The sequence below is a fragment of the Pseudomonas sp. p50(2008) genome (assembly GCF_015351605.1).
Classification (GTDB): Bacteria; Pseudomonadota; Gammaproteobacteria; order Pseudomonadales; family Pseudomonadaceae; genus Aquipseudomonas.
Genome location: NZ_JACMYF010000002.1, coordinates 390,424 through 416,340 on the forward strand (window position 1 = coordinate 390,424; position 25,917 = coordinate 416,340).

At 59.4% G+C, this 25,917-nt stretch carries 26 protein-coding genes; 11 read left to right on the forward strand and 15 right to left on the reverse strand.

Features of this window, described 5'->3' with window-relative positions; all coding sequences use genetic code 11:
- Positions 1-130: 130 nt before the first annotated feature.
- Positions 131-1,804, forward strand: coding sequence for a putative bifunctional diguanylate cyclase/phosphodiesterase (locus H7698_RS06825; protein ID WP_194690939.1), 1,674 nt, complete (start codon positions 131-133; stop codon positions 1,802-1,804).
- A gap of 108 nt (positions 1,805-1,912) precedes the next feature.
- Here H7698_RS06825 and H7698_RS06830 read toward each other — a convergent pair whose 3' ends face one another.
- Positions 1,913-3,310, reverse strand: coding sequence for a NorM family multidrug efflux MATE transporter (locus H7698_RS06830; RefSeq protein ID WP_162436676.1), 1,398 nt, complete (start codon positions 3,308-3,310; stop codon positions 1,913-1,915).
- 158 nt (positions 3,311-3,468) lie between these two features.
- Between H7698_RS06830 and H7698_RS06835 the strand changes: the two genes are divergently transcribed.
- Positions 3,469-4,389: a LysR substrate-binding domain-containing protein gene (locus H7698_RS06835; RefSeq protein WP_194690940.1), complete on the forward strand. Its 921-nt coding sequence runs from the start codon at positions 3,469-3,471 to the stop codon at positions 4,387-4,389.
- Positions 4,390-4,574: 185 nt separating this feature from the next.
- Positions 4,575-6,551: a methyl-accepting chemotaxis protein gene (locus tag H7698_RS06840; RefSeq protein WP_194690941.1), complete on the forward strand. Its 1,977-nt coding sequence runs from the start codon at positions 4,575-4,577 to the stop codon at positions 6,549-6,551.
- 129 nt (positions 6,552-6,680) lie between these two features.
- On the opposite strand, the gene H7698_RS06845 is transcribed toward H7698_RS06840, so the two are convergent.
- The 4 genes from H7698_RS06845 to H7698_RS06860 form a co-directional block, all read right to left on the reverse strand.
- A complete protein-coding gene (locus H7698_RS06845) occupies positions 6,681-8,174 on the reverse strand; it encodes a YifB family Mg chelatase-like AAA ATPase (protein WP_194690942.1) in 1,494 nt (497 codons plus the stop codon).
- A 175-nt stretch (positions 8,175-8,349) separates the two neighbouring features.
- Entirely contained in the window at positions 8,350-8,520 is a 171-nt protein-coding gene (locus H7698_RS06850) for a hypothetical protein (RefSeq protein WP_194690943.1), read from the reverse strand.
- A 405-nt stretch (positions 8,521-8,925) separates the two neighbouring features.
- Complete coding sequence (locus H7698_RS06855) at positions 8,926-9,453, reverse strand: BRO-N domain-containing protein (RefSeq protein ID WP_194690944.1); 528 nt, start codon at positions 9,451-9,453, stop codon at positions 8,926-8,928.
- Between the two features lie 381 nt (positions 9,454-9,834).
- Positions 9,835-10,095 carry an accessory factor UbiK family protein gene (locus H7698_RS06860; protein ID WP_194690945.1) on the reverse strand — a complete coding sequence of 87 codons (261 nt, stop codon included), beginning with the start codon at positions 10,093-10,095 and terminating at the stop codon, positions 9,835-9,837.
- Positions 10,096-10,512: 417 nt separating this feature from the next.
- On the opposite strand from H7698_RS06860, the gene glnK reads away from it, so the two are divergent.
- The 4 genes from glnK (at position 10,513) to sutA (ending at position 13,291) form a co-directional block, all read left to right on the forward strand.
- Entirely contained in the window at positions 10,513-10,851 is a 339-nt protein-coding gene (gene glnK / locus H7698_RS06865) for a P-II family nitrogen regulator (protein ID WP_002555808.1), read from the forward strand.
- A 39-nt stretch (positions 10,852-10,890) separates the two neighbouring features.
- Positions 10,891-12,228 carry an ammonium transporter gene (locus H7698_RS06870; RefSeq protein ID WP_162436682.1) on the forward strand — a complete coding sequence of 446 codons (1,338 nt, stop codon included), beginning with the start codon at positions 10,891-10,893 and terminating at the stop codon, positions 12,226-12,228.
- A 211-nt stretch (positions 12,229-12,439) separates the two neighbouring features.
- A complete protein-coding gene (locus tag H7698_RS06875) occupies positions 12,440-12,865 on the forward strand; it encodes a secondary thiamine-phosphate synthase enzyme YjbQ (RefSeq protein WP_046818495.1) in 426 nt (141 codons plus the stop codon).
- 102 nt (positions 12,866-12,967) lie between these two features.
- Positions 12,968-13,291 carry a transcriptional regulator SutA gene (gene sutA, locus H7698_RS06880; protein ID WP_094470027.1) on the forward strand — a complete coding sequence of 108 codons (324 nt, stop codon included), beginning with the start codon at positions 12,968-12,970 and terminating at the stop codon, positions 13,289-13,291.
- Between the two features lie 178 nt (positions 13,292-13,469).
- Here sutA and H7698_RS06885 read toward each other — a convergent pair whose 3' ends face one another.
- Genes H7698_RS06885 through lptM form a run of 6 tightly spaced genes read right to left on the reverse strand, consistent with a single transcriptional unit; the run spans position 13,470 to position 18,083 of the window.
- The gene (locus tag H7698_RS06885; RefSeq protein WP_194690946.1) at positions 13,470-14,180 is read right to left on the reverse strand and encodes an HAD family hydrolase; all 711 of its coding nucleotides are present in this window, start codon (positions 14,178-14,180) and stop codon (positions 13,470-13,472) included.
- Entirely contained in the window at positions 14,177-15,076 is a 900-nt protein-coding gene (xerC, locus tag H7698_RS06890; RefSeq protein WP_194690947.1) for a tyrosine recombinase XerC, read from the reverse strand. Before xerC ends, H7698_RS06885 begins: the two co-directional genes overlap by 4 nt.
- A gap of 2 nt (positions 15,077-15,078) precedes the next feature.
- A complete protein-coding gene (locus tag H7698_RS06895; RefSeq protein WP_162436685.1) occupies positions 15,079-15,804 on the reverse strand; it encodes a DUF484 family protein in 726 nt (241 codons plus the stop codon).
- Between the two features lie 13 nt (positions 15,805-15,817).
- Positions 15,818-16,648, reverse strand: a complete 831-nt coding sequence (gene dapF / locus H7698_RS06900) for a diaminopimelate epimerase (RefSeq protein WP_194690948.1) — start codon at positions 16,646-16,648, stop codon at positions 15,818-15,820.
- A 4-nt stretch (positions 16,649-16,652) separates the two neighbouring features.
- A complete protein-coding gene (gene lysA / locus H7698_RS06905; RefSeq protein WP_052964521.1) occupies positions 16,653-17,900 on the reverse strand; it encodes a diaminopimelate decarboxylase in 1,248 nt (415 codons plus the stop codon).
- Positions 17,901-17,909: 9 nt separating this feature from the next.
- On the reverse strand, positions 17,910-18,083 hold the full coding sequence (gene lptM, locus H7698_RS06910) for an LPS translocon maturation chaperone LptM (RefSeq protein ID WP_162436687.1): 174 nt from the start codon (positions 18,081-18,083) through the stop codon (positions 17,910-17,912).
- 387 nt (positions 18,084-18,470) lie between these two features.
- On the opposite strand from lptM, the gene cyaY reads away from it, so the two are divergent.
- The 3 genes from cyaY (at position 18,471) to rnk (ending at position 19,593) form a co-directional block, all read left to right on the forward strand.
- Positions 18,471-18,803 (forward strand): iron donor protein CyaY, encoded by a 333-nt coding sequence (gene cyaY, locus H7698_RS06915; protein ID WP_194690949.1) that lies wholly within the window; start codon positions 18,471-18,473, stop codon positions 18,801-18,803.
- A gap of 4 nt (positions 18,804-18,807) precedes the next feature.
- Entirely contained in the window at positions 18,808-19,026 is a 219-nt protein-coding gene (locus H7698_RS06920; RefSeq protein WP_194690950.1) for a DUF1289 domain-containing protein, read from the forward strand.
- 156 nt (positions 19,027-19,182) lie between these two features.
- Complete coding sequence (gene rnk / locus H7698_RS06925) at positions 19,183-19,593, forward strand: nucleoside diphosphate kinase regulator (protein ID WP_162436690.1); 411 nt, start codon at positions 19,183-19,185, stop codon at positions 19,591-19,593.
- A 6-nt stretch (positions 19,594-19,599) separates the two neighbouring features.
- On the opposite strand, the gene H7698_RS06930 is transcribed toward rnk, so the two are convergent.
- The 3 genes from H7698_RS06930 to H7698_RS06940 all read right to left on the reverse strand — a co-directional run bounded on the left by H7698_RS06930 (position 19,600) and on the right by H7698_RS06940 (position 23,403).
- Positions 19,600-22,437 carry a class I adenylate cyclase gene (locus H7698_RS06930; RefSeq protein ID WP_194690951.1) on the reverse strand — a complete coding sequence of 946 codons (2,838 nt, stop codon included), beginning with the start codon at positions 22,435-22,437 and terminating at the stop codon, positions 19,600-19,602.
- Between the two features lie 207 nt (positions 22,438-22,644).
- Complete coding sequence (locus tag H7698_RS06935; RefSeq protein WP_162436692.1) at positions 22,645-22,890, reverse strand: TIGR02647 family protein; 246 nt, start codon at positions 22,888-22,890, stop codon at positions 22,645-22,647.
- 228 nt (positions 22,891-23,118) lie between these two features.
- On the reverse strand, positions 23,119-23,403 hold the full coding sequence (locus H7698_RS06940) for a hypothetical protein (protein ID WP_008150274.1): 285 nt from the start codon (positions 23,401-23,403) through the stop codon (positions 23,119-23,121).
- Between the two features lie 125 nt (positions 23,404-23,528).
- Here H7698_RS06940 and H7698_RS06945 point away from each other — a divergent pair, with 125 nt between their 5' ends.
- Positions 23,529-24,188: a glutathione S-transferase family protein gene (locus tag H7698_RS06945; protein WP_194690952.1), complete on the forward strand. Its 660-nt coding sequence runs from the start codon at positions 23,529-23,531 to the stop codon at positions 24,186-24,188.
- Between the two features lie 107 nt (positions 24,189-24,295).
- Here the strand turns inward: H7698_RS06945 and argH are convergent, their stop codons facing one another.
- Positions 24,296-25,690 carry an argininosuccinate lyase gene (gene argH / locus H7698_RS06950; protein ID WP_194690953.1) on the reverse strand — a complete coding sequence of 465 codons (1,395 nt, stop codon included), beginning with the start codon at positions 25,688-25,690 and terminating at the stop codon, positions 24,296-24,298.
- Positions 25,691-25,917 lie beyond the last annotated feature (227 nt).

The window sequence follows — 25,917 nt, forward strand, 5'->3', positions numbered from 1 at the left end:
ATTAATTTGCGTCTAATGTTCGTAATTCCTGATACAAAAGCCTCGTTTGATAACTGATGTCATTTGGTCATTGGTTATCGGCGCGGCATAATGCCCGTCGCCACCTCTTTGCAGAGTCTAGGGAGCTAGCTTGTCTACGCCTGTCGAACCCTTGCGTTTGCTGCTACTGGCCGAAGAGCCAGCGTGGGCAGCGTTGTTGCGCGAGTGTCTGGCTCCGATGGGGAGCTCGGCCGTGCTGATCAGCGCGCCGAGCTGGGAGTCGGTCAGCAGTCTGTTCGATGACAACCGCAATGCGGTGTTGTTGACGATTCCTGCACTGGCGCCGCTGCCTGGCCAATGCACTCTGCCGACTGTATTGCTGCTCGAACACGAACCCGTTTCGCCACCCGATGGTGTGAGTGACTGGTTGGTGCGCGACGTGCTGGATTCGGGCATGTTGCGTCGCTGCCTGCGCCATGTGCGCGAACGCGGTCTGCTGGAAAACACCCTGCAGCGCCTGGCCGAGCAAGACCCGCTGACCGGTATCGCCAACCGGCAGGGGTTCCAGACGTTGCTGGCGGCGCGGCTGGTGGAAAACGACGGCCGTGGCCTGGCGCTCGGTCACCTGGATCTCGACAACTTTCGCCATGCCAACGACGCCCTTGGCCATCAGGCTGGCGACCGGTTGATCCTGCAAGTCGTCGCGCGATTGAAAAGCCAGCTTGAAGCCGGTGATCAGCTGGCGCGGCTGGGCAGCGATGAATTTGCCTTGCTGATCGACACCCGTCGCGCCCCTCAACGCGCGGAATGGATGGCGGAACGAATCACTGAAGCCCTGGCCGAGCCCTATTGGGTTGACGGCGAAAGCCTGTTGATCGGTTCCAGCCTGGGCATTGCCCACGCCCGGGCCCAGGCCGGCGCCGATCCGCTGATGTGGCATGCCCACATCGCGATGCAGCAGGCCAAGAGCACGCAGGGCTGCACCTTCCACATCTTCAACGAACGCATCAACCGCAATGCTCGCAGCATGGCCGACCTCGAAAGCGAGCTGCGCCGGGCGTTGCGTCGGGATGAACTGGAGCTGCATTACCAACCCAGGCTGAATCTCGAAGACGGGCAAATCGTCGGCCTCGAAGCCTTGGTGCGCTGGCGGCATGCCGAGCGTGGCTTATTGCCTCCGAGCGAATTTGTCCCGCTGGCCGAGCAAAGCGGTTTGATTGTGCCGCTGGGTTACTGGGTTATTTCCCGTGCGTTGCGTGACATGCAGGCGCTGCGCGAGCGCGGTCTGCCGGCGTTGCACATGGCGATCAACCTGTCATTCCGGCAGTTTCAGGACAGCCAGCTGCTGCCGACATTGAGTCGCTTGATCGTCGAGCGCGGCGTCGAGGCGCAGTGGCTGGAGTTCGAGTTGACCGAAACGGCAGTCATGCGCCGCAGCGATCTGGTGAAGCAGACCATGGATGCCCTCGGGCGCCTGGGTGTGCGCTTCTCACTGGATGATTTCGGGACCGGATTTTCGTCGTTCGTGCACCTCAACAGCCTGCCGATTGCCTTGCTGAAGGTCGACAAAAGCTTTGTCGGTGGAATGGAAGAGCGTGAGGAAAATCGCAAACTGGTCCACGCGATGATCAACCTCGCGCATAACCTCAACCTGGAAGTGGTTGCAGAAGGGGTGGAAACCGCGGCACAGCTGGATCTGTTGCGCGGGTTTGGTTGCGATCAGGTGCAGGGATACCTGATCAGCAAGCCGCTGCCGTTGGCGGAACTGGTTGAGTATTTGACGTTTGGTTCGAGCCAGCAGCCTGCATTGGAAGTCGTGAGTTAGCCGATAATCAACTGTGGGGGCGAGCCTGCTCGCGATAGCGATGTATCAGTGGCATTGATGTTAACTGATACGACCTCATCGCGAGCAGGCTCGCTCCTACAGGAAACTTCAGTCAGGCTGGGCGATCTGGAAACTTTCCGCCGAAGACGGCTCCCGCCGGATCATCCGCTTCATCTTCCATTCAAACGCCAGCGTCAGACCCACCGCCGCGCAAGCCAGGCCCAGCGCCAAACCCCACCAGACTCCCGTCGGCCCCCAGTCCAAATGGAAGGCCATCCACCAAGCGGCCGGTGCACCGATCAGCCAATAGCAACCCAGTCCGACAAGGAATGTAGTCTTGGCGTCCTTGAGCCCACGGATGCAGCCCATGGCAATGGTTTGCGTACCGTCGAACAGCTCGAACCACGCCGCCACCGCCAGCAGACTCACGGCGAGCTCAATGACCGGGCGAAACGCCGGGTCGTTGTGGTCCAGAAACAAACCAATCAACTGATTTGGCAGTAGCCAGAACACCATCGCGAAACCCAGCATCGCTATCGCTCCGAAGGCCAGGCCGACCCTGCCTGCCAACCGCGCATCCAGCAGTTGCCCCGCGCCGTAATGCTGGCCGATGCGCATGGTGATCGCATAGGAGAGTCCCGCCGGAATCATGAACGCCACCGAAACGATTTGCAGCGCGATCTGATGCGCCCCCAATTGCGTGCTTCCCATCGTGCCCATGCACAGCGCGGCAAAGGCAAATAGCCCGACTTCCACCGCATAGGTGCCGCCAATGGGCAGGCCCAGGCGCCAAAGCTCTTTGAGGTACTGACGATTGGGCCGCGACAGGCCCGCGCGCAACGGATAAGCGTCGTACGCGGGATGCCGGCGGATGTGCAACGCGAGTGCCACTGCCATGAGGTTGGCGACAATGGCCGTGACCAGTCCGATCCCGACCAGGCCCAATTTCGGCAAGCCAAACATGCCGGTGATCAACGCATAGTTGAGCAGGAAGTTAGCGACCGTACCGGCGAGGCTGATGACCATGACGGGCGTCGCCCGGCCGATCGCACTGGTGAAACCGCGCAGGGCCATGAAGCTCAGATAGCCGGGCAGGGCGAACGGCAGGATCAACAGAAACTGCCCAGCCATCTGGACGTTGGTTTCGGTCTGACCGAACAGCAACAACACCGGCTTGAGGTTCCACAACAGCAAGCCCGCCACCAGCGCCATCAACCACGCCAGCCACAACCCCGCCTGGGTCAGTCGCGCCGCCCCAACGGTATCGCCTGCACCTTTGCGGATAGATACCAGGGTGCCGACCGCAGCAATTACACCGATGCAGAAAAACGCCACGAAGGAATAGGCCGCCGCCCCCAGACCGCCGCCGGCCAGCGCCTCGGGGCTGAGGCGGGCCATCATCAACGTATCGGTAAGAACCATCAGCATGTGCGCCAACTGTGAGGCAATCAACGGCCCCGCCAGCCGCAGAATGGCCCAGAGTTCAACACGTGCTGGATGCTTCATGATCATCACGCTCAATTTTCAAGGGGAACAGTAGACCGTCGATTCTCGGCGCTCTCAGGGGATTGCACAAAGGGATAAAAAGGATGGGTCGCATGATTCAAACTCATGCAGAATAGTTTGCGTCTGGTTCATGTTGCGCAGTTGCAGGAGCGTTCCCGATGTCCCGTCGTCTTCCTCCCTTGTATGCCCTTCGCGCATTCGAAGCAGCAGCGCGCCACAGTTCGTTCACCCGAGCCGCAGAAGAGCTGTCGATCACGCAGAGCGCTGTCAGTCGGCACATTCGTACGCTCGAAGAGCATTTTGCCTGTCGACTGTTTCACCGCAGTGGCCGAAACCTGCAGTTGACCGAATCAGCCCGTTTGCTATTGCCGGGGATTCGCGAAGGCTTCACTGCGCTTGAACGGGCGTGCAATACCTTGCGCGCGGAAGACGACGTCTTGCGCATGAAGGCCCCCTCGACCTTGACGATGCGCTGGCTGTTGGCACGACTGAGTCGCTTCCGTCACCTGCAACCGGGCAATGAAGTGCAGCTGACCAGCGCCTGGATGGACGTCGACTCGGTGGATTTCAACGACGAGCCCTTCGACTGCGCCGTATTGCTGAGCAACGGGCATTTCCCGCCTGACTGGGAGGCGAGCTACCTGTTTCCGGAAGAGTTGATCCCGGTCGGCGCGCCGAACCTTTTGAACGATCAACCCTGGGATGTCACGCGCCTGGCCAACACTGAATTGCTGCACCCGACCCCGGATCGTCGCGACTGGCGCAACTGGCTGGAACGCATGGATATGGCCGATCAGGTGTCGCTCAAGGGTGGGCAGGTGTTCGATACGCTGGAGCTGGGCATGATCGCCGCTGCGCGCGGGTACGGTGTGTCGATGGGCGATCTGCTGATGGTGGCCGAGGATGTGGCGCAAGGGCGCCTGAGTTTGCCGTGGCCGACGGCTGTCGCCAGCGGTGAGAAATATTACCTGGTCTGGCCGAAAACCCGCCCCGGCGGCGAACGAATGCGCCGACTCAGTGATTTCCTGCAAGGCGAAGTTCGGGCAATGGAGTTGCCCGATGTCGAGCATTTGAGCTGAATCGATAGAGCCGTCGCAATGACGGCTTTGAGCTATCTCCCGGTGAATCACTCAAGTATTCAGCTTTGCCGCCGAAAGTCTGCAGGTGGAACCTTCGTGCAGGTTCGACCGAATTCCCATTATTAGAAATTTTGCTGAGTGTGCGTCGCGATCAGGATGATCCGGTCACTCGGCCAGGAGCAGTCATGTCTCAACCTCGTGCCCGGATCGCCTCACAACTGGGGCTAGCGCTGGCCGTGATACTGGCGGTGGTCATCAGCGGCAGTACGCTGTTCGCGTTGCGCTCGCTGGATACAGCCAACCTCGCCACCCGCGAAGAACATCTGGCCAGTGAAGCCCGGCTGCTGGCCGATCAGTTGAGCACCTTCCACGGTACGTTGCGCGAAAGCACCCAGCGCCTCAGCGGATTGTTCGAAAAGCGTTTCAGCGTCGGCCTTAGCCTGCATCCTGATGAGCCGGTGACAGTGGCCGGCGTACAGACTCCCGGCCTGCACCTGGGCAGCGAAGTGCTGAACAACAACTTCAGCGAAGTGGACGAGTTCAAGCAAATGACCGCCGGCGTCGCCACGTTGTTCGTGCGCAACGGCGATGACTTTATCCGCGTCAGTACGTCCCTGAGCAAACAGGACGGCACGCGGGCCATCGGTACGCTGCTCGATCACGCGCATCCGGCTTATGCACGCCTGATGGCGGGGCAGAGCTACGTCGGTCGTGCCTTGCTCTTCGAACGGTCCTACATGACGCAGTACACCCCCGTACGTGACAGTGGCGGCAAGGTCATCGCCGTGCTGTTTGTAGGATTCGATTACACCGATGCGCAGAATGCGCAATTTGCCAACCTCAAGCGTTTCCGTATTGGTCAAACCGGCTCGTTGGCGTTGCTGGATGAGCAGGGCAAGTGGCTGGTGCCGATCGCTGGCGTGCAAGCGCTGGATCAGGCCGTTCCGGCCATCCTTGCACTGTCCAAGACACCGGGAACGGGCGATTTCTGGAGCGACAAGTCCGAAGCGTTCTACAGCGTGGCGGTGCCGTTTGAGGGCGGCCCCTGGTCGGTGGTCGCGAGCATGCCGAAAGCTGAAATCAACGCGGTGACCTGGAGCGTCGGGATTCGATTGGCAATTGGCAGCCTGCTGGCCATGTTGATTGCGGTGGGTTCGGCAGTCTGGCTGTTGCGTAGCAAGCTCGCGCCGCTGGGCGATCTGGTGCGTCAGGCCGAAGCCTTGGGTGCAGGTGACTTGAGCGTGCGCCTGAACGTGTCGAGCCACGACGAAATCGGTCAGTTGGCCCGGGCTTTCAATCAGATGAGTCAGGCACTGTCGACCATGGTGGAACACATCCGCAAAGCCTCGGAAGAGGTCAACAGGCGCGCACAGGCGTTGTCCGGGTTATCTGGCGGCGCATACGAAGGAATGGAGCAGCAGTCGGGTGAAATCACCAGCATGGCCGGTGCTGTGGAGGAGTTCAGTGCGACCTCGTTGAACATTGCCGACAACATGGGCAGCACCGAGCGCCTGGCTCAAGAGAACGCACAACAAACGCGGATCGGTCGTACATCGATGGAGGAAGCGTCCTCGTCTCTGGAACAGATCGCTGGCGCACTGAACAGCACCGCGACCGTGATCAACACCCTGGGTCAGCGTTCGCAGGAAATCGGCGGCATCGTCGGGGTAATTACTTCGATTGCCGAACAGACCAACCTGCTGGCGCTGAACGCGGCGATCGAAGCTGCCCGTGCCGGTGAGCAGGGCCGTGGATTCGCGGTGGTGGCGGATGAGGTTCGCAATCTGGCTTCGCGTACGCGTCAGGCCACGGATGAAATATCGGTGATGATCCAAAGCATCCAGCAAGAGACGGGCAACGCCATCAGCACCATGGAGCAGGGCAATGTGCTGATGCAGGAGGGCTTGTCACGTAACGCCAATGTCGCCACGGCGCTGGCGCGGATCGATGAGCAGAGCCGCTCGGCGGGTCAGCAGTTTGCCGCCATCACGACGGCGACCCAGGAGCAGAGCAGCACGGCAACGTTGCTGAGTAGCAATTTGCAAAGCATTGCGTTGGCGAACAGTGAGCAGCGCGAAGTGGTGTCGAACCTGGCTGTGACGGCTAAAGAGTTGGAAAGCCTGGCAGCGGAGTTGCGTTCCGAGGTTGACCGGTTTCGGTGAGTCGTCTCTGAGATCGCCATCGCGAGCAGGCTCACTCCCACAAGGTGTGCGCCGTTCGCAAATCTTGCAAACAACACAAACCCTGTGGGAGTGAGCCTGCTCGCGATGGGGACGACTCGGTTTCGGCATTTACTGAGTGGCCGGCCGATACTGCAACGCTTCCGCCAAATGCCCCCGTGTAATCTCATCGACCTGCTCAAGGTCCGCCAACGTGCGCGCTACCTTCAACAACCGATGGGCCGAACGCAGCGACAATGTCAGCCGTTCGCAGGCAGATTCCAGCCAGTGTTCATCCGCTGTGGATAACGTGCAGTGAGCGCGCAAACCCGGCAGATCGAGGAACGCATTCGCGCAGCCCTGACGCTTGTGCTGTCGCTCCCGAGCTTCGGCAACCAGAGCGGCCGCCGTTGCGGTGTCATCGCCTGGTTTAGGTGCTGGATTCAGCGCGGTGGCTTCCCGGGCGACGGTCAGGTGCAGGTCGATACGATCCAGCAGCGGGCCTGACAATTTGTTGCGATAGCGTTGAATCATGTCCGGCGTGCAGGAGCAGCGGCCCGTGGGCTCGCCAAGATATCCACAGGGGCAAGGATTCATCGCCGCCACCAATTGGAAGCGAGCCGGAAACCTCACCCGGTCTTTGGCCCGGGAGATCACGATATGTCCCGACTCCAGCGGCTCCCTCAGCACTTCCAATACTTTGCGATCAAACTCGGGAAGTTCGTCCAGAAACAGTACGCCGTGATGGGCGAGGGTGATTTCGCCGGGTTGCGGTTTCGAGCCGCCGCCGACCAATGCAGGGCCGGAAGCCGAGTGATGGGGCTGCCGGAACGGGCGCTGTGGCCAGTGACTCAAGGGGACGCAACTGACCACCGACTTGATGGCCGCGACTTCCAGTGCTTCGCTCTCGGCCAGCGGTGGCAGCAAGCCTGGCAGGCGGCTCGCGAGCAACGTCTTCCCCGTCCCCGGAGGTCCGCTGAATAACAGGTTATGCGCACCCGCCGCGGCAATCAGCAAGGCACGCTTGGCCGCCATTTGGCCCTGCACCTCGTTTAAATCCGGGTAGGGCCTGCTGGCATGCATTAAGCCATCTGAAACGTAAGGCGCAATGGGCAGGTGCCCATTGAAATGCGAAACGGCTTCCAGCAGGTGATCCACCGCGATCACCTTCAACCCTGACGCCAGACAGGCCTCCTCGGCATTCGCCCGCGGCACCATCAACGAACGACCGGCCTTGCGCGCCGCCAGTGCTGCCGGTAGCACGCCTCGCACGGCCCTTACTGCCCCCGACAGCGCCAACTCTCCCAGACACTCGATGTCATCCAGTGTGAGCGCCGGCACCTGGACACTGGCCGAAAGAATCCCCAAGGCAATCGCCAGATCAAACCGTCCGCCATCTTTGGGAAGATCCGCCGGCGCGAGATTCAGCGTGATGCGCCGCGCCGGAAATTGCAGCCCTGAATTGATGATCGCGCTGCGTACACGGTCCTTGCTTTCCTTCACCGCTGCCTCAGGCAAGCCGACCATTGTCAGTGATGGCAAGCCATTGGCGAGGTGGACTTCGACGGTAACGGCAGGTGCTTCCACGCCAACCTGGGCACGGCTGTGGACGATGGAGAGGGACATGGTCGTTCCTTGAGCTGACAGAGGACCGCTTCCTGCGGCTTTTCAAGGGTAGTCGCGAGTAGATGGTTTAGCCTGTTGGCGCAGGCGTCAAACTTTCGCAGGATGTTGCGATTGTTGGTGAGCTATGTGGATCCGAAAAAAAACCGCCTCTCGGCGGTTTATTTAGGTATCACGGTCAGGCTCGTGCACCTGCCAGCAAGCCATCAGGTTCAAGCTCTTTGCCATACATTGCTGCTACTTTGAAAAAGCGATGTTGGCTGGTAGAAACGCTCCCGGCCAAACGGAGCGCCTCGGCATGATAGTCAGCAATCATTAGCGGCTTCGCTTTTTGCTTTTTACGTTTCATAGACATCTCGCATGCCTGGATGAGTAGATTGATCTTATTGGTCGTCTATAGAAATGACAAGGCGGTTGGTCTTGTCAAAAATGATTCCAAGTTTTTGATAATAGGAGATGGCACCCGGGTCGGGTTCTTGCACCTCGATCTCAACGCAACCGAGCATCAGACTTGAATATCTGATTGCGGAGTTCTGTGCCTTTTCCCTTTCTTCTCATCGCGTTTGTACTATTAAGGTCGAGCCAAAAAAGGTAGCGGACGTAGGTATGGTCACGTAATCAGTTGCAGGAGTTGGCTAATGTAGGACCGTGCCGAGATCAATGAAGGGCGTCAGAGCGTGGCGGGTGAACTTGGGTTTGGTTATGGAAAAGGACTACGTCTTTTACGGGAAAACGTAGTCGTTGAAAGTGAGTGTCAAAACGATTGCAGCGCCCGCGAAGCTCGCTTCCACCACGGCGTAAGGAGTGCCGGCCTTGGTGCCGTGCGATCAGGCAGTACGTGCGGCACGTCTTGTAATCGAATCCACGGCTGGTTGTTCCAGTGCAGCAGGCTCAATGACATCCCCGGCCAATTGATCAGGCTTAGTTGCGGGCGTTCTGTTGAGGTCGGTTGCTCTGCGTCTCGGAGTGCTGGCACCACGTCGTGGGTGAGCCATTCGCGCAGGCTTCGGTATTCGGGGCAGTAGTGGTAGACGAGCAGTGCGTAGACGCCGGATTCGCTGATCAGCAGGGTGTTTTCCAGGCTGCCGTGGATGAGCGTTCGAGCGGATTGGTGTTGGTCCGGGTCGAGTTTTCGAAGGGTGCGCTCGTCGATGTAGAGGCGGATGAGGCGGCCCAAGTCGCGGGCGCTGAACCAGGGTTGGTTTTCGAGTAGAAGGGCGTGGAGGTGGAGTTTGTGGCGGGTGAAGACGTGCGGGGTTAGATAATCGTCATTGCAATTCATTGATACAGCTCCTTTTGCCTAAAGGGCTGCCAGTAATTGTCGCCAAACAATTGGGTGGCAGTTGTGCGCGGGTTGGCGAGCCGGAGCAAAAGGAACCCGGCAGACCCGAAGGTCTCCCACGCACAACCGCCATGACTCGAGTCGATGGTCGTCGCGCTCCTTAAACTTCCAGGTCGCCAAACCCAGTGCTGAACATTCAGCAGTGGGTGAGCTTAGGAACCGGAGTTGTGCGGCGCAATCGGACGGCGGATGAGAATTTTGTAGGACGTTGCCGGGATGTTTGCAGGCTTCAAGATCAAAAGATCGCAGCCTGCGGCAGCTCCTACAGGTCGTGCTGACCTTCAATCGCGGGCAAGCCCGCTCCCACAGGGTTTGAAGCGTTTATTCGGCTGGCGGGGTTAGCTTCGCTTCCATCTCGGCGACTTTCGCCTCAAGGCTTTCCAGCCGTGCACGGGTGCGTGCGAGTACGACCATCTGACTATCAAACTCTTCCCGGCTCACCAGGTCCAGCTTGCTGAAGCCGCTCTGCAACAACGCCTTGAACTGGCTTTCGATTTCGCTTTTCGGCAGCGGGGTGTCGCCGCTGAAGAGGCGGGAGGCGGTGCCTGTCAGGGCGTCGAGGAAGTCTTTAGGCGCGAGCATGGGAAAGGTCCTGGAAACAATGGCGGGCAGTGTATCACGCAGTGTCTATAGTCAATCTCGATGGCAGGGATGCACGCTTTTCGCGCATGCGGACGGACGGCAGCGCACCGTTGTTGTGCGTATACAGCGGGCCATTCGGGTGAAGTGGTCGGTCGTCGAGGCCAATGGATTGAATTCAGTGGTTTTTGTGGAGATGGCAAGCTTTCTGCTTAGTGCCTAGTGACCCATGCACTGATGCAGTCGCTGTGACGAATGCAGTGCGCCGAGCGGAACGGGGAAGTGTTTCGTCAGGAGCGGTTAACTGGCGTCGGACGGGCAGGTAAGGCCGACGATGCGTTACAAAGCCAGGCACTGCGCTTAGACTTGAGTCGGGTTTGTTTTCCTGGGGCAAGTCCACCAATTCGGGAGAGAGTTTTCATGAAGCTAGTCACTGCCATCATCAAGCCGTTCAAACTGGACGACGTGCGCGAGTCGCTGTCCGAGATCGGCGTGCAGGGCATTACCGTTACTGAAGTCAAAGGCTTCGGTCGGCAGAAGGGTCACACCGAGCTGTATCGCGGCGCGGAATACGTGGTCGATTTCCTGCCAAAGGTGAAGATCGACGTCGCCATTGACGACAAGGATCTTGATCGGGTTATCGAAGCGATAACCAAGGCAGCCAACACCGGCAAGATCGGTGACGGCAAGATCTTCGTGGTTAATCTGGAACAGGCGATTCGCATCCGTACCGGCGAAACCGATACCGACGCAATCTAAAAAAGCCGCCACAAACCCAACGCCCCAGGAGAAAACAATATGACTCTGCGTAAATTCGCAGGGCTAGGAGCCCTGTTGTCCCTCGTAATGCCCAGCCTGGCTATGGCGGCAGACGAAGTGGCGGCCCCAGTCCTCAACTCCGGCGACACCGCCTGGATGTTGACCTCGACAGCCCTCGTGCTGTTCATGACCATTCCCGGCCTCGCGCTGTTCTACGGTGGCATGGTTCGGTCCAAAAACATTCTTTCCGTGATGATGCAGTGCTTCGCCATTACCGGTCTGATCAGCATTCTGTGGGTCATTTATGGCTACAGCATTGCGTTCGACACTACCGGCATGGAGCAGGGCGTCGTCAACTTCAACTCGTTCTTTGGCGGCATGGGCAAGGCGTTCCTCGCCGGTGTCACGCCATCGAGCCTGACCGGTCCTGCGGCACTGTTTCCTGAGGCGGTGTTCATCACCTTCCAGATGACCTTCGCCATCATTACCCCTGCGTTGATCGTCGGTGCTTTCGCCGAGCGGATGAAGTTCTCCGCCATGCTGATCTTCATGGGCATCTGGTTCACCCTGGTTTATGCGCCGATCGCGCACATGGTCTGGTCCGGTAACGGTGGCCTGATGTGGGACTGGGGCGTGCTGGACTTCGCTGGCGGCACCGTTGTGCACATCAACGCCGGTGTGGCTGGTCTGATTTGCTGCCTGGTACTGGGCAAGCGCAAAGGCTTCCCGACCACGCCAATGGCTCCGCACAACCTCGGTTACACGCTGATGGGTGCTGCAATGCTGTGGGTAGGCTGGTTCGGTTTCAACGCCGGCTCTGCTGCTGCAGCAAACGGCACTGCAGGTATGGCGATGCTGGTCACCCAGATCGCAACCGCTGCCGCTGCATTGGGCTGGATGTTCGCTGAGTGGATTACTCACGGCAAACCAAGTGCTCTGGGTATTGCATCGGGTGTTGTGGCCGGTCTGGTTGCAATTACCCCTGCCGCTGGCACCGTGGGCCCGATGGGTGCACTGGTGATTGGTCTGGCAGCGGGCGTCGTGTGCTTCTTCTGCGCGACCACGCTGAAACGCAAACTCGGTTATGACGATTCCCTGGACGCATTTGGCGTACACGGCATCGGCGGTATCCTCGGCGCGATCCTGACCGGTGTGTTTGCCGCACCGTCCCTGGGTGGTTTCGGCACTGTGACCGACATTGCCGCACAAGTCTGGATTCAGTGCAAAGGCGTCGGCTTCACGGTGATCTACACCGCGATCGTCACCTTCATCATCCTCAAGGTCCTGGATGCCGTCATGGGTCTGCGCGTGACCGAGGAAGAGGAAGCGGTCGGTCTCGATCTGGCACTTCACAACGAACGCGGCTACAACTTGTAAGTACGCGCAAAAAAATGCCCGGTTCGCCGGGCATTTTTTTGTCCGGGATTTGTCATTGAAGGTGAGGCTGAAAGGTTTTTTCTGTCAGCTTTCGACACCTTTTCAACAGGCAATTTTGTACGGCCAATCGCTTACAACGTTGAAGGAATATTAGGGCCTTTGTTTTTTCCCAGAGCGCGCTAGAATGCGCCCCGAACGTGCGGAGAACTGTATGTGGCAACAGACTCTGATTACCTTGCGGGCAAGGCCCCGAGGCTTTCATCTGGTAACGGACGAGTTACTCGCCGGCTTGCCTGAACTCAAGGCATGTCGGGTCGGTCTGTTGCACTTGTGGCTGCAGCATACCTCGGCGTCGTTGACCATCAACGAGAACGCCGATCCGGCGGTACGTCGCGACTTCGAACGATTTTTCAATCGTCTGATCCCACAAGGAACAGACGGCTATGAGCATAACGACGAAGGCCTGGACGACCTCCCGGCGCACTTCAAGGCCAGCGTACTTGGCTGTCAGCTCAGTTTGCCGATTTCGGCAGGCCGACTGGCGTTGGGCACCTGGCAAGGCGTTTATCTGGGCGAGCACCGTGATCATGGCGGTGCCCGTAAAGTCCTTGCCACCTTGCACGGTGAAGGGGCATAAGCCGTTGGTCACCAATGGCGGTGGAATTTTTTCTGGCAGCCGTCGACAGACGGTGAAGCTGGGCTATAACTAATCTGCTTTTCGCAAGTCATGAGGTAGAACATGAGCGACGATGATCTGGAAAACGACGACCTCGAAGTAGGCGACGACGACGAAACCGAAGAAGGTCTGGAAGCAGCGGCGGAAGACGTCGCTGAAGACGATGGCGGTGAAACGCCCGTTCCGACCGCCAAAGGCAAAGCCAAGGCTGCGGTTTCGGTCGATGAGCTGCCGAGCGTCGAAGCGAAGAATAAAGAGCGCGATGCGCTTGCGCGGGCAATGGAAGAGTTCCTGGCCAAGGGCGGCAAGGTGCAGGAAGTGGAGGCCAATGTGGTCGCCGATCCTCCCAAGAAGCCTGATAACAAGTACGGCAGCCGGCCTATCTAAGCGTCTGCCCTTGCTTGCTGAAAAAGCCCGCCGTCGCTGCGGGCTTTTTCATGGGTTAAACAAAGATCCCCTGTAGGAGTGAGCCTGCTCGCGATTGCGGTGTGTCAGGCAACATAAATGCTGAATGTCACACCGCAATCGCGAGCAGGCTCACTCCTACAAGGGGATATCGGTGATATCAGGACGGGTGTCGGGAGTTCCAGCGAGCCAGCAACGCCGGCAATTCGGTCAGGCTGCGAATTTCGGCATCAGGCGAGTGATCGGCCTCCCAGATTTTACCCGCCGGATTAAACCAGATCGCCCGCAAGCCAGCCCGCTGTGCCCCCGCGATGTCATCACCCGGATGATCACCGATGTGCACCGCCGTCTCAGCCGTGGCGCCACCGCGCTGCAAGGCTTCATGAAATAACCGGGCATCGGGTTTGGCGATGCCGATGTCTTCGGCGCACAACGCGAACTTGAAGTAGTCCGCCAGCCCTAAACGACGCACGTCAGCGTTGCCATTGGTGACCACGCCGAGAGCGTAATGGTTGGCCAGCAGTTCCAGGGTGGGTTGCACCTCAGGGAAGATTTCCAGCTGGTGCCGGGCATGCAGGAACACTTCAAAACTCTGATCGGCCAGTTCAGACGCCTCTGCGTGAGGGTAGCCGGCTTCTTCCAGCGCCTGGAACAACACGCGTCGACGCAGGGCACTGATGCGGTGCTTGAGGTTTGGCTCGATGCTCAGGATGCGTTCGCGAATGGCCCACAGATGTTCCACCGGCACCGCGCCCAGGTTGGGCGCATGATCGGTGAGCCAGGTGCGCAGTATCGCTTCAGCGCTGATGATCACCGGGGCGGTGTCCCAGAGCGTGTCGTCGAGGTCGAAGGTGATCAGTTGGAGAGTCATGAATCATCGCCCTTAATGCGTTTGGCCCGTGGATGGGCACTGTCGTAGACCGTCGCCAGGTGCTGGAAGTCCAGGTGGGTGTAGATCTGCGTCGTCTTGATGTCCGAATGGCCGAGCAATTCCTGCACCGCGCGCAAGTCCTGGGAGGACTCCAGCAAGTGGCTGGCAAAGGAATGTCGAAGCATGTGTGGGTGCAGGTTCTGCCCCAGCTCGCGTTCACCGGCGGCCTTGACCCGTACCTGAATCGCGCGCGGACCCAGGCGCCGACCTTGCTGGCTGACAAACACCGCATCGTCCGCCGGGTTGGTCATGGCCCGCAACGGGAGCCACAGCTCCAAGGCTTCGCGGGCTTTTTTACCCACTGGCAACAATCGCGTCTTGCTGCCCTTGCCCAGGACCTGAACCATGCCGTCAGCGAGGTCCAGCTGATCGAGATTGAGGCCGGTCAGCTCCGAAAGTCGCAGCCCGGAAGAATAGAACAGCTCCAGAATGGCCTGATCCCGACGCGCCAGGAAATCATCCTCCACCGCGCCTTCAAGCAGCTGTAGCGCGCGGTCAGTATCGAGGGTTTTGGGCAGACGGCGTTCACCCTTGGGCGGTGCCAGGCCGTTGGCCGGATCGTGGTCGCACAAGCCTTCGCGATTCAGATAATGGTACAGCCCGCGCACTGCGGACAGCAGTCGCGCCAGGCTGCGGGACGATTGGCCCTGAGCGTGCAAACGAGCGATCAAGCCGCGCAGGCGCTGGATGTCCAGGGCCGCCCAGCTGCCGATGTTCTGTTTGATGCACCAGCCCAGAACCTTGTCGAGGTCGCGGCGATAGGCATACAGCGTGTGAGGCGACACCTGCCGCTCACTGCGCAGGTGTTCGCAGTAAGCGTCCAGTTGCCGTTCCATGGTTAACGTACCGAGCGCAGGGAGTTGTTGACCCGTGGCAGCACGCGACCCATGACTTCAGCGATGTAGCTCAGGAACAGCGTACCCACGGAGCTCTTGTAGTGCTGTGGGTCGCGGCTGGCAATCGCGAGCACACCGTGGATGCCTTGATAGCTGATGGCGACGACGGCGGTGGAGCCGATCTGCTTGCGCTGTTCTTCACCGAACAGGAAGTCCAGCTCATGCTCGCGCAGGCTGCCGCTGACACTTTTGTCTTCCGAGAGCAGGCCGCCAATGGCTGTCTGCGCGTCGGCATGAGTGACCCAGCGGCCGACCGGCATCGGGTTGTCACCGAGCAGGATCAGGCTGACAAAGGGCACCTGGAAGTCCTGGCGCAAGCTGTCTTCGACGCTGATCACCACGTCTTCAAGGCTGTTGGCGTCCATCAGCGCGAGTATCAGGCGGCGGGTCTTGTCGAAGAGGCGATCGTTGTCGCGGGCGACGTCCATCAAATGCGAGAGGCGGTGACGCAACTCGATGTTGCGGTCGCGCAGGATGGTCATCTGGCGTTCGACCAGCGAGATGGTGTCCCCTCGCTGATGCGGAATGCGCAAGGACGGTAGCAGTTCTTCGTGCGCGACAAAAAAGTCCGGATGAGCCTCCAGGTACGCGGCAATCGCCGCCGCCTCAAGGCTTTCGGAAGGGGATTCGTCGGGCTGTAGGGCGGGAACCTGGGGTTTGTCGGTCATGGGTTTGACTCACTCAAAGACGTACTTGTCCTTCATAAACACGAACTGCCGGGCCGGTCATCATCACCGGTTGGCCAGGGCCTGCCCATTCAATGGACAGACGCCCGCCGGGCAGGTCGATCAATAGCGGCGAATCCATCCACCCCTGGCTGATCGCGGCCACTGCGGCCGCACACGCGCCGGTTCCGCAAGCCTGGGTTTCCCCGGCGCCACGTTCCCAGACACGCAGTTGTGCGCGGTTGCGGTCGATGACCTGGAGAAAACCGACATTGACCCGTGCCGGGAAGCGCGGGTGGTGTTCGATTTTCGGTCCCAGCTCATGCACCGGCGCATTGTTGATGTCGCTGACCCGCAGCACCGCATGGGGGTTACCCATGGACACGGCGGCCAGTTCGACCGGCGTGCCATCGACATCGATCTGGTAGCTCACGGCCTGTTCTGGCGCATCGAACGGGATGTCGGCCGGCACCAGGCGTGGCGCACCCATGTTCACACCAATCTGGCCGTCGCTGCGGATATCCAGTTCGATGATGCCGCTTTTGGTCTCGACGCGGATCTGCCGTTTCGCGGTCAGGCGCTTGTCGAGTACGAAGCGGGCGAAACAGCGCGCGCCGTTGCCGCACTGTTCCACTTCGGAGCCGTCTGAATTGAAGATCCGATAACGGAAATCCACATCCGGATTGCTCGGTGCTTCGACAATCAGCAATTGGTCAAAACCGATACCGGTGTGCCGATCGCCCCATTGCTTGGCATGCTTGGGCAGGATGTGCGCGTGCTGGCTGACCAGGTCGAGGACCATGAAGTCATTACCCAAGCCGTGCATCTTGGTAAAACGCAGCAGCATGGTTTTACTCCGGCAGCAGGCTTTCGCCAGCAAACAACTCGGCTACCGTCTCACGGCGACGCACTTCGAATGCCTGATCACCGTCCACCAGCACTTCTGCGGCGCGGCCGCGAGTGTTGTAGTTGGAACTCATGACAAACCCATAGGCGCCGGCCGAATGCACAGCCAGCAGATCGCCTTCCTCCAGCGCAAGCTGACGGTCCTTGGCCAGGAAATCGCCGGTCTCGCAGATCGGGCCAACGATGTCGTAGGCACGCGCAGCGGAGTCGCGAGGGCGCACGGCGGTGACGTCCATCCAGGCCTGATACAGCGCCGGGCGGATCAGGTCGTTCATGGCCGCATCGACGATGGCGAAGTCTTTGTGTTCGGTGTGCTTGAGGTACTCGACCTGGGTCAGCAGCACGCCGGCGTTGGCGACGATGAAGCGGCCCGGCTCGAACACCAGCGCCAGGTCACGACCGTCAAGACGCTCGCGCACGGCTTTGATGTAGTCGGCAGCCAATGGCGGCTCTTCATCGCGATAACGCACGCCCAGTCCACCACCGAGGTCGATGTGGCGCAGGTAGATGCCGCAATCGCCGAGACGGTCGACCAGGCCCAGCAGGCGGTCGAGTGCATCGATGAACGGCGGCAGGGTGGTCAGTTGCGAACCGATGTGGCAATCGACGCCGACCACTTCCAGGTTAGGCAGTTGCGCGGCGCGGATGTACACGTCTTCGGCGTCGGCGATGGCGATGCCGAACTTGTTTTCTTTAAGACCGGTAGAGATGTACGGGTGAGTGCCGGCATCGACGTCCGGGTTGACGCGCAGCGAGATCGGCGCGCGAACGCCCAGCTCGGCGGCCACGACCTGAAGGCGTTCCAGTTCGTCGGTGGATTCGACGTTGAAGCAATGCACGCCGACTTCCAGGGCGCGACGCATGTCGTCACGGGTCTTGCCGACGCCGGAAAACACGATCTTGTCAGCGCTGCCGCCAGCGGCCAGCACACGTTCCAGCTCGCCACGGGAGACGATGTCAAAACCGGCGCCGAGGCGCGCCAGGACATTCAGTACCCCCAGGTTGGAGTTGGCTTTGACTGCAAAGCAGACTAGGTGCGGCATGCCGGCCAGTGCATCGGCGTAAGCCAGGTACTGGGCTTCGATGTGTGCGCGCGAGTAAACGTAGGTCGGTGTGCCAAAGCGCTCGGCGATGGCGGACAGGGCAACACCTTCCGCGAACAGTTCACCGTCACGGTAGTTAAAAGCGTCCATGGCGTTCCCTTAGTAGACGTCGTGCTTGTGTGCTTTGGATGCAGGCTGCTGCTGCGACGACTTGGCCTGCTCGACCGGGTCCTGGCTATCGTCAGGCAGGTACAACGGGCCTTTTTGACCGCAGGCCGATACCAGGCAGGCAACCGCGAGGAGCGCAGCAAGGGAAGAGATCAGGCGCTTCATGGCGAAATCCTTGAAAATGCTTTAATTGCGCCGGAGTATACCGGCCACCCGTCAGCTTGCCTATGCGACGGGGCTCCCGTCCGGCGGGGCTTGTGCTTGGTGCCTGTCAGTTATGCGCAACCCCGTTGGAGCGGGCCTGTGGCGAGGGGATTTATCCCCGTTCGGCTGCGAAGCAGTCGCAAAACCGGTGAGTGCGATTTTTCTGATACACACCGGAGCCCGAAAATCAGGGCCGCTTCGCGACCCAACGGGGCGGTGCGACGTTTCGTTAAATCCCCTCGCCACAGGCTCGTTCCCACAAGTTCCGCGTTATCCTTTGCATTCACCGGGGCTCGGCCGTATCGTGCGGCGCTTGAGCCTGATCAGACACTTTTTGAGGTTGCCGTAATGAGTTTGACCGAAGCCCGTTTCCACGATCTGGTCGATGCTACCCAGCAAACGCTGGAGGATATTTTCGACGAGAGCGACCTGGATATCGACCTGGAAAGTTCGGCCGGTGTACTGACCGTGAAGTTCGAAAATGGCAGCCAGTTGATCTTCAGCCGTCAGGAACCTTTGCGTCAGTTGTGGGTGGCGGCCGTGTCGGGTGGTTTTCACTTTGACTACGACGCCGAGAGCGAGCGCTGGATGTGCGACAAGAGCGAAGAGCAGCTAGGCGAAATGCTGGAGCGCATCGTGGTCCAGCAGGCCGGTGTCGAACTTGATTTCGAAGGCTTGTGAGATCGTGACCCAACCCGCCCCTGTTCGTCCGCCCAAGCCGCTTTACAGCAATGTCAGCCCGGCGGTGGCTTCGCCGTGCAGCGGTGTCTGTCGGCTGGACGAGCAAAAGGTCTGCCTGGGATGTTTTCGCCATGTCGAAGACATTCGCGAATGGCGCTCGGCAGACGACGACCGTCGCCGTGTCATTTGCGCCCAGGCGGCACAGCGCAAAACCTTGGCGTAATGATCCGCGTCGGGCCGTGGTCGCCCCTGGCTTGTATATTTATTGAGCTGTGATAGTGTCCGGATACACCTCAACTCATCGAGGTTCGTGAAAACCCCGCCTTTTTCTGGCGGGGTTTTGCTTTTTTCGTGCAGAAGAAAGGAGTCTGCCCTGATCATGACCGCACCTTCCATCACCCTTACCCGACTGGACGTACAACGTCTGGAGCGCCTGATCGACAGCCTGGATGACTCGCTGCCGGGCGTTATCGCGCTGCAAACCGAGCTGGATCGCGCCGATACTCTGGTCGGCCACGAAGATGTGCCCGCCGATGTCGTGACCATGAACTCCAAAGTCCATTGCCGTGAAGAAAGCAGCGGCAAGGACTATCACCTGACGTTGGTCTATCCCAAGGATGCCAATGCCGACGAAGGCAAGATCTCCATTCTGGCGCCTGTTGGCAGCGCGTTGCTCGGCCTCAAGGTCGGGCAGCACATCGATTGGCCAGCGCCTGGTGGCAAAACGCTGAAACTGACACTGCTTGAAGTCGAATCTCAGCCTGCCAATGGCGGCGACTTCCCGGAGTAAAACCGTTCAAAACTGCTCGAGCGCCTCGTTCAATGCGCGCTCCAGGTCAGACTTGTAGCGCAGATACACATTGCTTGAGCTCTGCCCGTCACCGAGCAGGCCCGTCAGGTCCAGATCGGTGATGTAGCAGCGATAGCGCTCCGTTTCGCGTCGCTGCTCGACAATCTCTCGGGCGACCACTTTGAACAATTGGTCGCCATGTTCCAGCTCTGAAAACTCCCGCTGATTGCAATACAAGGTGATGTGCACTTTCCCCGGCGCAGCTTTGCCGACGATGGCCTGCACGTCGTAGAACGGTTTGTTGGCGGGGGTTTGTGGGGCGGGTCGTGCTTCAACACGGCGAGCCCTGACCGGGCCCGATGGCAGCAATTGGTAATAAATGATATCCATCGGTTGAACGGTGTTCAGTGGCTGCAACGCGTCACGTCGATACAGAATCGCCTGCAAGAACCGTTGCACCGGCACCAGCAAGCTTTGGTCGTCGTGATAGGGCAATCGCTGTTGCCACAGGGCATCGAATTCATCCAGCACGTACACATCGGCCTGATCGTCGTGAACCCGGTAAAACACCTGGATACAATCCGGCTGACCCATCGGCAGAATCAAGGCCAGATCCTGGTCTTCCAGCGCCATCGGATCCAGGTGCAGCGGGCTGTAGCGAGTTCGCTCGGCACCCAGGTAGTCGACCAGTGCCGGTAGCGTAGCGAGGGCGATGTGCTTGACCTGGCCGGGCACCAGTTCCATGACGTGGTAATGCTGCTGCACCTGAATCAGGTAACGATGATTGAGCTGGCTCAGCAGCAGGTTCTGCGCAGTGTCGAGGATGTCCTCAACCCGCTGCGCAATGAACTGCGCGCGGTTATGGCAGAAACAGCGTACGCGCAACTTCGGTTGTCGCGGCCCGTTCGGCAAGTTGTTGAGGTAATCGCGCAGGCAGTCGAGCAGCGCGTGGGGGCCATCGAAGCGGTTGACCAGCACTTCATTCCAGCTGTTCAGCGTGATCTGGTCCAGGGTTAACACCAGGTTTTCCCGGACACCGGCGTAACTCAGTGAGTCGGTGCGTTCGGTGGTCATCAGAATGTTCAGGTCGCGATGGTGCTTGAGCGGGTCAACGCCGACGTTGACCAGAATCAGCACCTCGCTGGGCACGCTGGCGCGCAGCAGCGGTTCTTCGGCGACGGTGGTCAGGGGCAGGGCGATGCTCTGTTGAAGGCTGCCAAGCAGGTTGAACAACTCGAACTCGCTCATATCGCTGCTGCCCGGATGCAAGGCCAGACGGGTGCTGCTGTCGATCACGCCGTTACGGTGACACCAGGTCAACAGTTCCAGCAATTGGCGGCTGCGCTTGATCGGGGCGAAATGCTCCCACTCATGGGCAGTCAGGCTGCCGTTGTACAAGCCCCATTGGGTTTGTCCTGGTTCTTTCTTGTTCGCCGCGTACACCAGGGTGAGCGTGTCTTCGGCCAGGTCCGGTGCGATGCCCGGGTTGACGAATTCGACCTTGTTCGCCTTGCGCTCAAACGCTGCGTACAACCGTCGTCCCAGTACGTTAAGGTCACGCTTGTTGATCAGGCTGACGGTTTGTTCAGTGCGCGCGAATTGGGTCAGAAAGCGGTAGCTGTAATTCAACTCGCTCACCAGCGCCCGCCGCTCAGCGCTGACCTGGCGGACTTTCCACTGGCTACGGCTATCGAGCAAGGCCAGCTGGCGAGCGTCCCATTGCCATTCACGGGCCAGGCGTTCGAGCAGGGAACGCTGCCAGCTCGGGGTGCGGCTGCTGCCGGTGAGCTTGCGATTGACCTTCAAATACAGCGCACGGCGCACCAATTCCAGGCGTTCCAGCTCGCCACGGGCTGTAAGGTATTCCTCGATGCGTCGGTAGACCACGACATAAGGGTCCAGCTCGTCCAGGTCGAGCTGATTGGCGAAAACCGCTTGCTTGAAACGCAGGCTGAGGCAATGAACCCTGGGGTGTTCGCTGGCGTAGACCTCGATCAACAGCAGCTTGAGCACTGATTTGTAGGGCGATTCGATGCCCTTGAACAGCTGCCAGAGCCCGGCACCGATGAATTCGCCGGGAGGGATGTAGGCCAAGTGCCCGAGGTCCAACGTTTCATCGGCGCGAATGAATCGCTTCGACATCAGCGTGCGGGTATACCGGTCGTAACTCGCTTCTTCGTAGACCGGCACCAGCCACCAGATCGGCGTACGTCCGGCCAGCCAGATCGCGGTGCGGTAAAACTCGTCGAGCAACAGGTAGTGCTGGCTTGTGCCGCAATCCTCGGAGCTGAGTTGTGTGTCACGCTCGCCGCGAACAAAGCGCGCCGCGTCGATTAAAAAGAAGTGCGCCTCGGCACCCTGGCTGGCTGCCCAGACCTCCAGGAGTTGGCATTTTTTGCGCAGCTCGTTGAGTTCGTTCTCGCCGAGATCCGTTGCGTGGCAGACCCAGACGTCCATATCGCTCTGATCAGCCTGAGCCAGCGTGCCGAGGCTGCCCATCAGGAACAGGCCGTGAATCGGTCGCGGCGGGTTGCTGCCATGACGCGGCTTGTAGGAAAACGATCGGGTCAGGCGCTGGGCTTCTGCGAGGGTATTGGCCTCAGGTTCGTAGTTCGATAAACCGGCCGGTGTACTGCTGGAGACATAACCGGGCAGCAGCGGATGATTAACGTGGAAGAACAGCGGCAGGAGTGCCAGCACGGTTTGTTGGCGGGTCGACAAACCTTCCATGGCGCGGGCCATGCGGCCTTCGTTGAGCTTCAGAAAACGGGCGCGCAGCTGGCTCAATACCTTGCGGTCGATTCCTTCGTCCAGGTCGGGGCGGATTTCATGGTTGCGGGTCATGTCAGCTCAAACCGGCTCGCGAGGCACGGACGTAGGTGGTCTCAAGGATGAGGGGCAGTTTAGCGCCTCGGTCCCGGGACTTTTTAGCTGATTTTGTATTTCTGGCGTCAGATTTTTATCGCAGGGCGACGGCAAATAACAGGGCAGGTACGAAACAGGCCCGCGGAAATCCCGTGACAGGGGTTCCCGTGGGCGATGCAGTGCGTATCAGGCAGTTTCTTCTACGTTCAAAATCGTCAGTACGGTTTGCACATTTTGCGCAGCGTCACGACCCAGGCTGGTCAGATAACCGCCATCGGGTTGGTCGATCAGGTCTTTTTCATACAGGCGTCGAGCAGCGGCGATGGCTTTCGGGGCAGCGGTCTGATGGATTTTCAAACCTTCCTGGGAGCTGTCCAGGGGGAAGAGTGCGAGGATTTCCAGTTCGGCAACCAACTCAGGGGTAAACGACATAAGGACTCCAGACTTTCTAGGAATTGGACGACAGCGCCCCTAAGGTGATCCCACTCGTGCGGCATGTCCAGTGCTCGCGACAGGGTTTTTCACCTGGGGCAGCATTCCCCGGCAGGTAGGGCGGCAGCGGGGTGCGTACCAGTGTAGTCAGGGTCTTGGGGAAGGCAGGTTTGATTGGTGACAATCTGTGTGGGAGCGGGCATTTGCCGCGCCCACACGGGGATTGGCTTACTTCTTTTCTGGCGGCAATTCCGGCAATGCACGCAACGCTGCTTCGTACCATTCGGTATTGAACGCGCGGTCTTCTTCGAGGATTGCGTCGATTTCTACCGCCAATACGTGGGCCATCAAGTTCAGGATTTCTTCACGCTCGTAACCCACCAGGGTCAGTTTGTTGAAGGTTGCTTTGGCCGCCGGCGGGTTGTCGCTTTCGATCTGGTTTTCGATTGCTTCAACCAGGGTGTTCTCGGCGAACTCTTCTTCGTCAATCTCGATATCAGTTGGCTCGCTCATGGCAGGCTCCTCAAGTTAAGACGGGCAGTTTACCTGCATTCAGCGTCGTGATGCTGCTGGCAGAAACAGCTTCGGCGTTCTATAAAACAGGCACTGCCAACCCCGCACGGCCTGGAGGCTTTGTGATGCTCAAGCTTTATGGATTTTCCGTCAGCAACTACTACAACATGGTCAAACTGGCACTGCTGGAAAAAGGGCTGCCGTTTGAAGAAGTACCGTTCTATGCGGGCACCAGCCCCGAAGCGCTGGCGATCAGCCCGCGTGGCAAGGTACCTGTTCTGGAGGTCGAGCAAGGTTTCATCAATGAAACCAGTGTGATTCTCGAATACATCGAGCAAAGCCAGGCAGGCGTGCCGCTGTTACCGACCGATCCTTTTGAGCGGGCGCAGGTGCTGGCCCTGGCCAAGGAAATCGAGCTGTACATCGAACTCCCGGGGCGAGCCTCCTACGGCGAGGCATTTTTTGGCATGCCCCTGCCGGATGCGATCAAGGAGAAGACCAAGGCTGAGCTACTGCTGGGATTCGCCTCGTTGGGCAGGCATGGCAAGTTCGCCCCTTATGTCGCAGGGGAAAGCTTGAGTGTGGCGGATTTGTATTTTCTGTACAGCGTGCCGCTGGCTTGCGCGGTTGCGAAGAAGCTGTTTGATCTGGATCTGCTGGCTGAGATGCCGGCGGCGAAAGCGCTGCTGGAGCGTTTGGAGCAGAACCCGAACGTGCAGCGGATCGCGAAAGACAAGGAAGCGGCGATGCCGGCGTTTATGGCGATGGTTGCGTCCAAGAAATGAGTTTTGCCGTGTTGTGAAGTCAGCCATCGCGAGCAGGCTCACTCCCACACTGGATTCAAGGTGTTCACCATCAATCCAATGTGGGAGTGAGCTTGTCCGCGATGCTTTTAGCGGCTGGCGAGTAGTGCCTGACCGCGTGCCACAGCCTTCTTGACCTGCGCCGGCGCAGTACCGCCGATATGGTCACGGGCATTCACCGAGCCTTCCAGGGTCAGCACCGCGAACACGTCCTGGTCAATCTGGTCGCTGAACTTGCGCAGTTCTTCCAGGCTCATTTCCGCCAGGTCTTTCCCGCTTTCCACGCCGTACTTCACGGCATGGCCAACGATTTCGTGGCAATCGCGGAACGGCAGGCCACGGCGAACCAGGTAGTCGGCGAGGTCGGTCGCGGTGGAGAAACCGCGCAACGCCGCTTCACGCATGATGGCGTGTTTCGGTTTGATCGCCGGGATCATGTCGGCAAACGCCCGCAGCGAGTCGCGCAACGTGTCGGCGGCATCGAACAGCGGCTCTTTATCTTCCTGGTTGTCCTTGTTGTAGGCCAATGGCTGGCCTTTCATCAGGGTCAGCAAGCCCATCAGGGCGCCGAATACGCGGCCAGTCTTGCCTCGCACCAGCTCAGGAACGTCCGGGTTTTTCTTTTGCGGCATGATCGAGCTGCCGGTGCAGAAGCGGTCTGGCAGATCGATGAACTGGAACTGGGCGCTGGTCCACAGGACCAGTTCTTCGGAGAATCGCGACAAGTGCATCATCGCGATACTCGCAGCCGAGCAGAATTCGATGGCGAAGTCGCGATCCGACACGTTGTCCAGAGAATTGCCGCCGACCGCGTCGAAGCCCAACAGCTGAGCCGTGTACTCACGGTCGATCGGGTAGGTGGTGCCCGCGAGTGCAGCGCTGCCCAGCGGCATGCGGTTGGTGCGTTTGCGGCAGTCCACCAGGCGCTCATAGTCGCGGCTGAGCATTTCGAACCAGGCCAGCATGTGGTGCCCGAAGGTCACTGGCTGGGCGGTTTGCAGGTGAGTGAAGCCCGGCATGATGCTGCCGGCTTCGCGTTCGGCTTGTTCCAGCAAACCTTGCTGCAGGCGAGTGATCTCGGCCAGGATCAGGTCGATTTCATCCCGCAGCCACAGGCGGATATCGGTAGCGACCTGGTCGTTACGGCTGCGGCCGGTGTGCAGTTTTTTACCCGTCACGCCGATCCGGTCGGTCAGGCGCGCTTCGATGTTCATGTGCACGTCTTCGAGGTCGATGCGCCAGTCGAACTGGCCGGCCTCGATTTCACCCTGAATGGTTTTCAGGCCATCGGTGATGCTGTCGCGCTCGGCATCGGTCAGCACGCCGACTTTGGCCAGCATGGTTGCGTGGGCGATCGAGCCCATGATGTCGTGGCGATACAGGCGCTGGTCGAAGGTGACGGAGGCGGTGAAGCGGGCGACGAAGGCGTCGACGGGTTCACTGAAGCGGCCGCCCCAGGACTGATTGGTCTTGTCAGTGCTCATGAATTCGCTCGTATCGGCTGGAAAAAAGTGACGTTGAAAGCTGTCGCGGATAATAACAGGGTTGCCAATCCTGTCGTTGACGCTGGTCGACAGGTTTTTTTCTCTCAGAGCGGTCCATACTCGGATCAGGGGTTGTCGTGATTTGCGCAACGATATTTTTCGATTGAGCAATATCGTCCCGGCAACCGTCTACAGTTGGACAGAAGGATCAGCGCACTTCCGGGCGC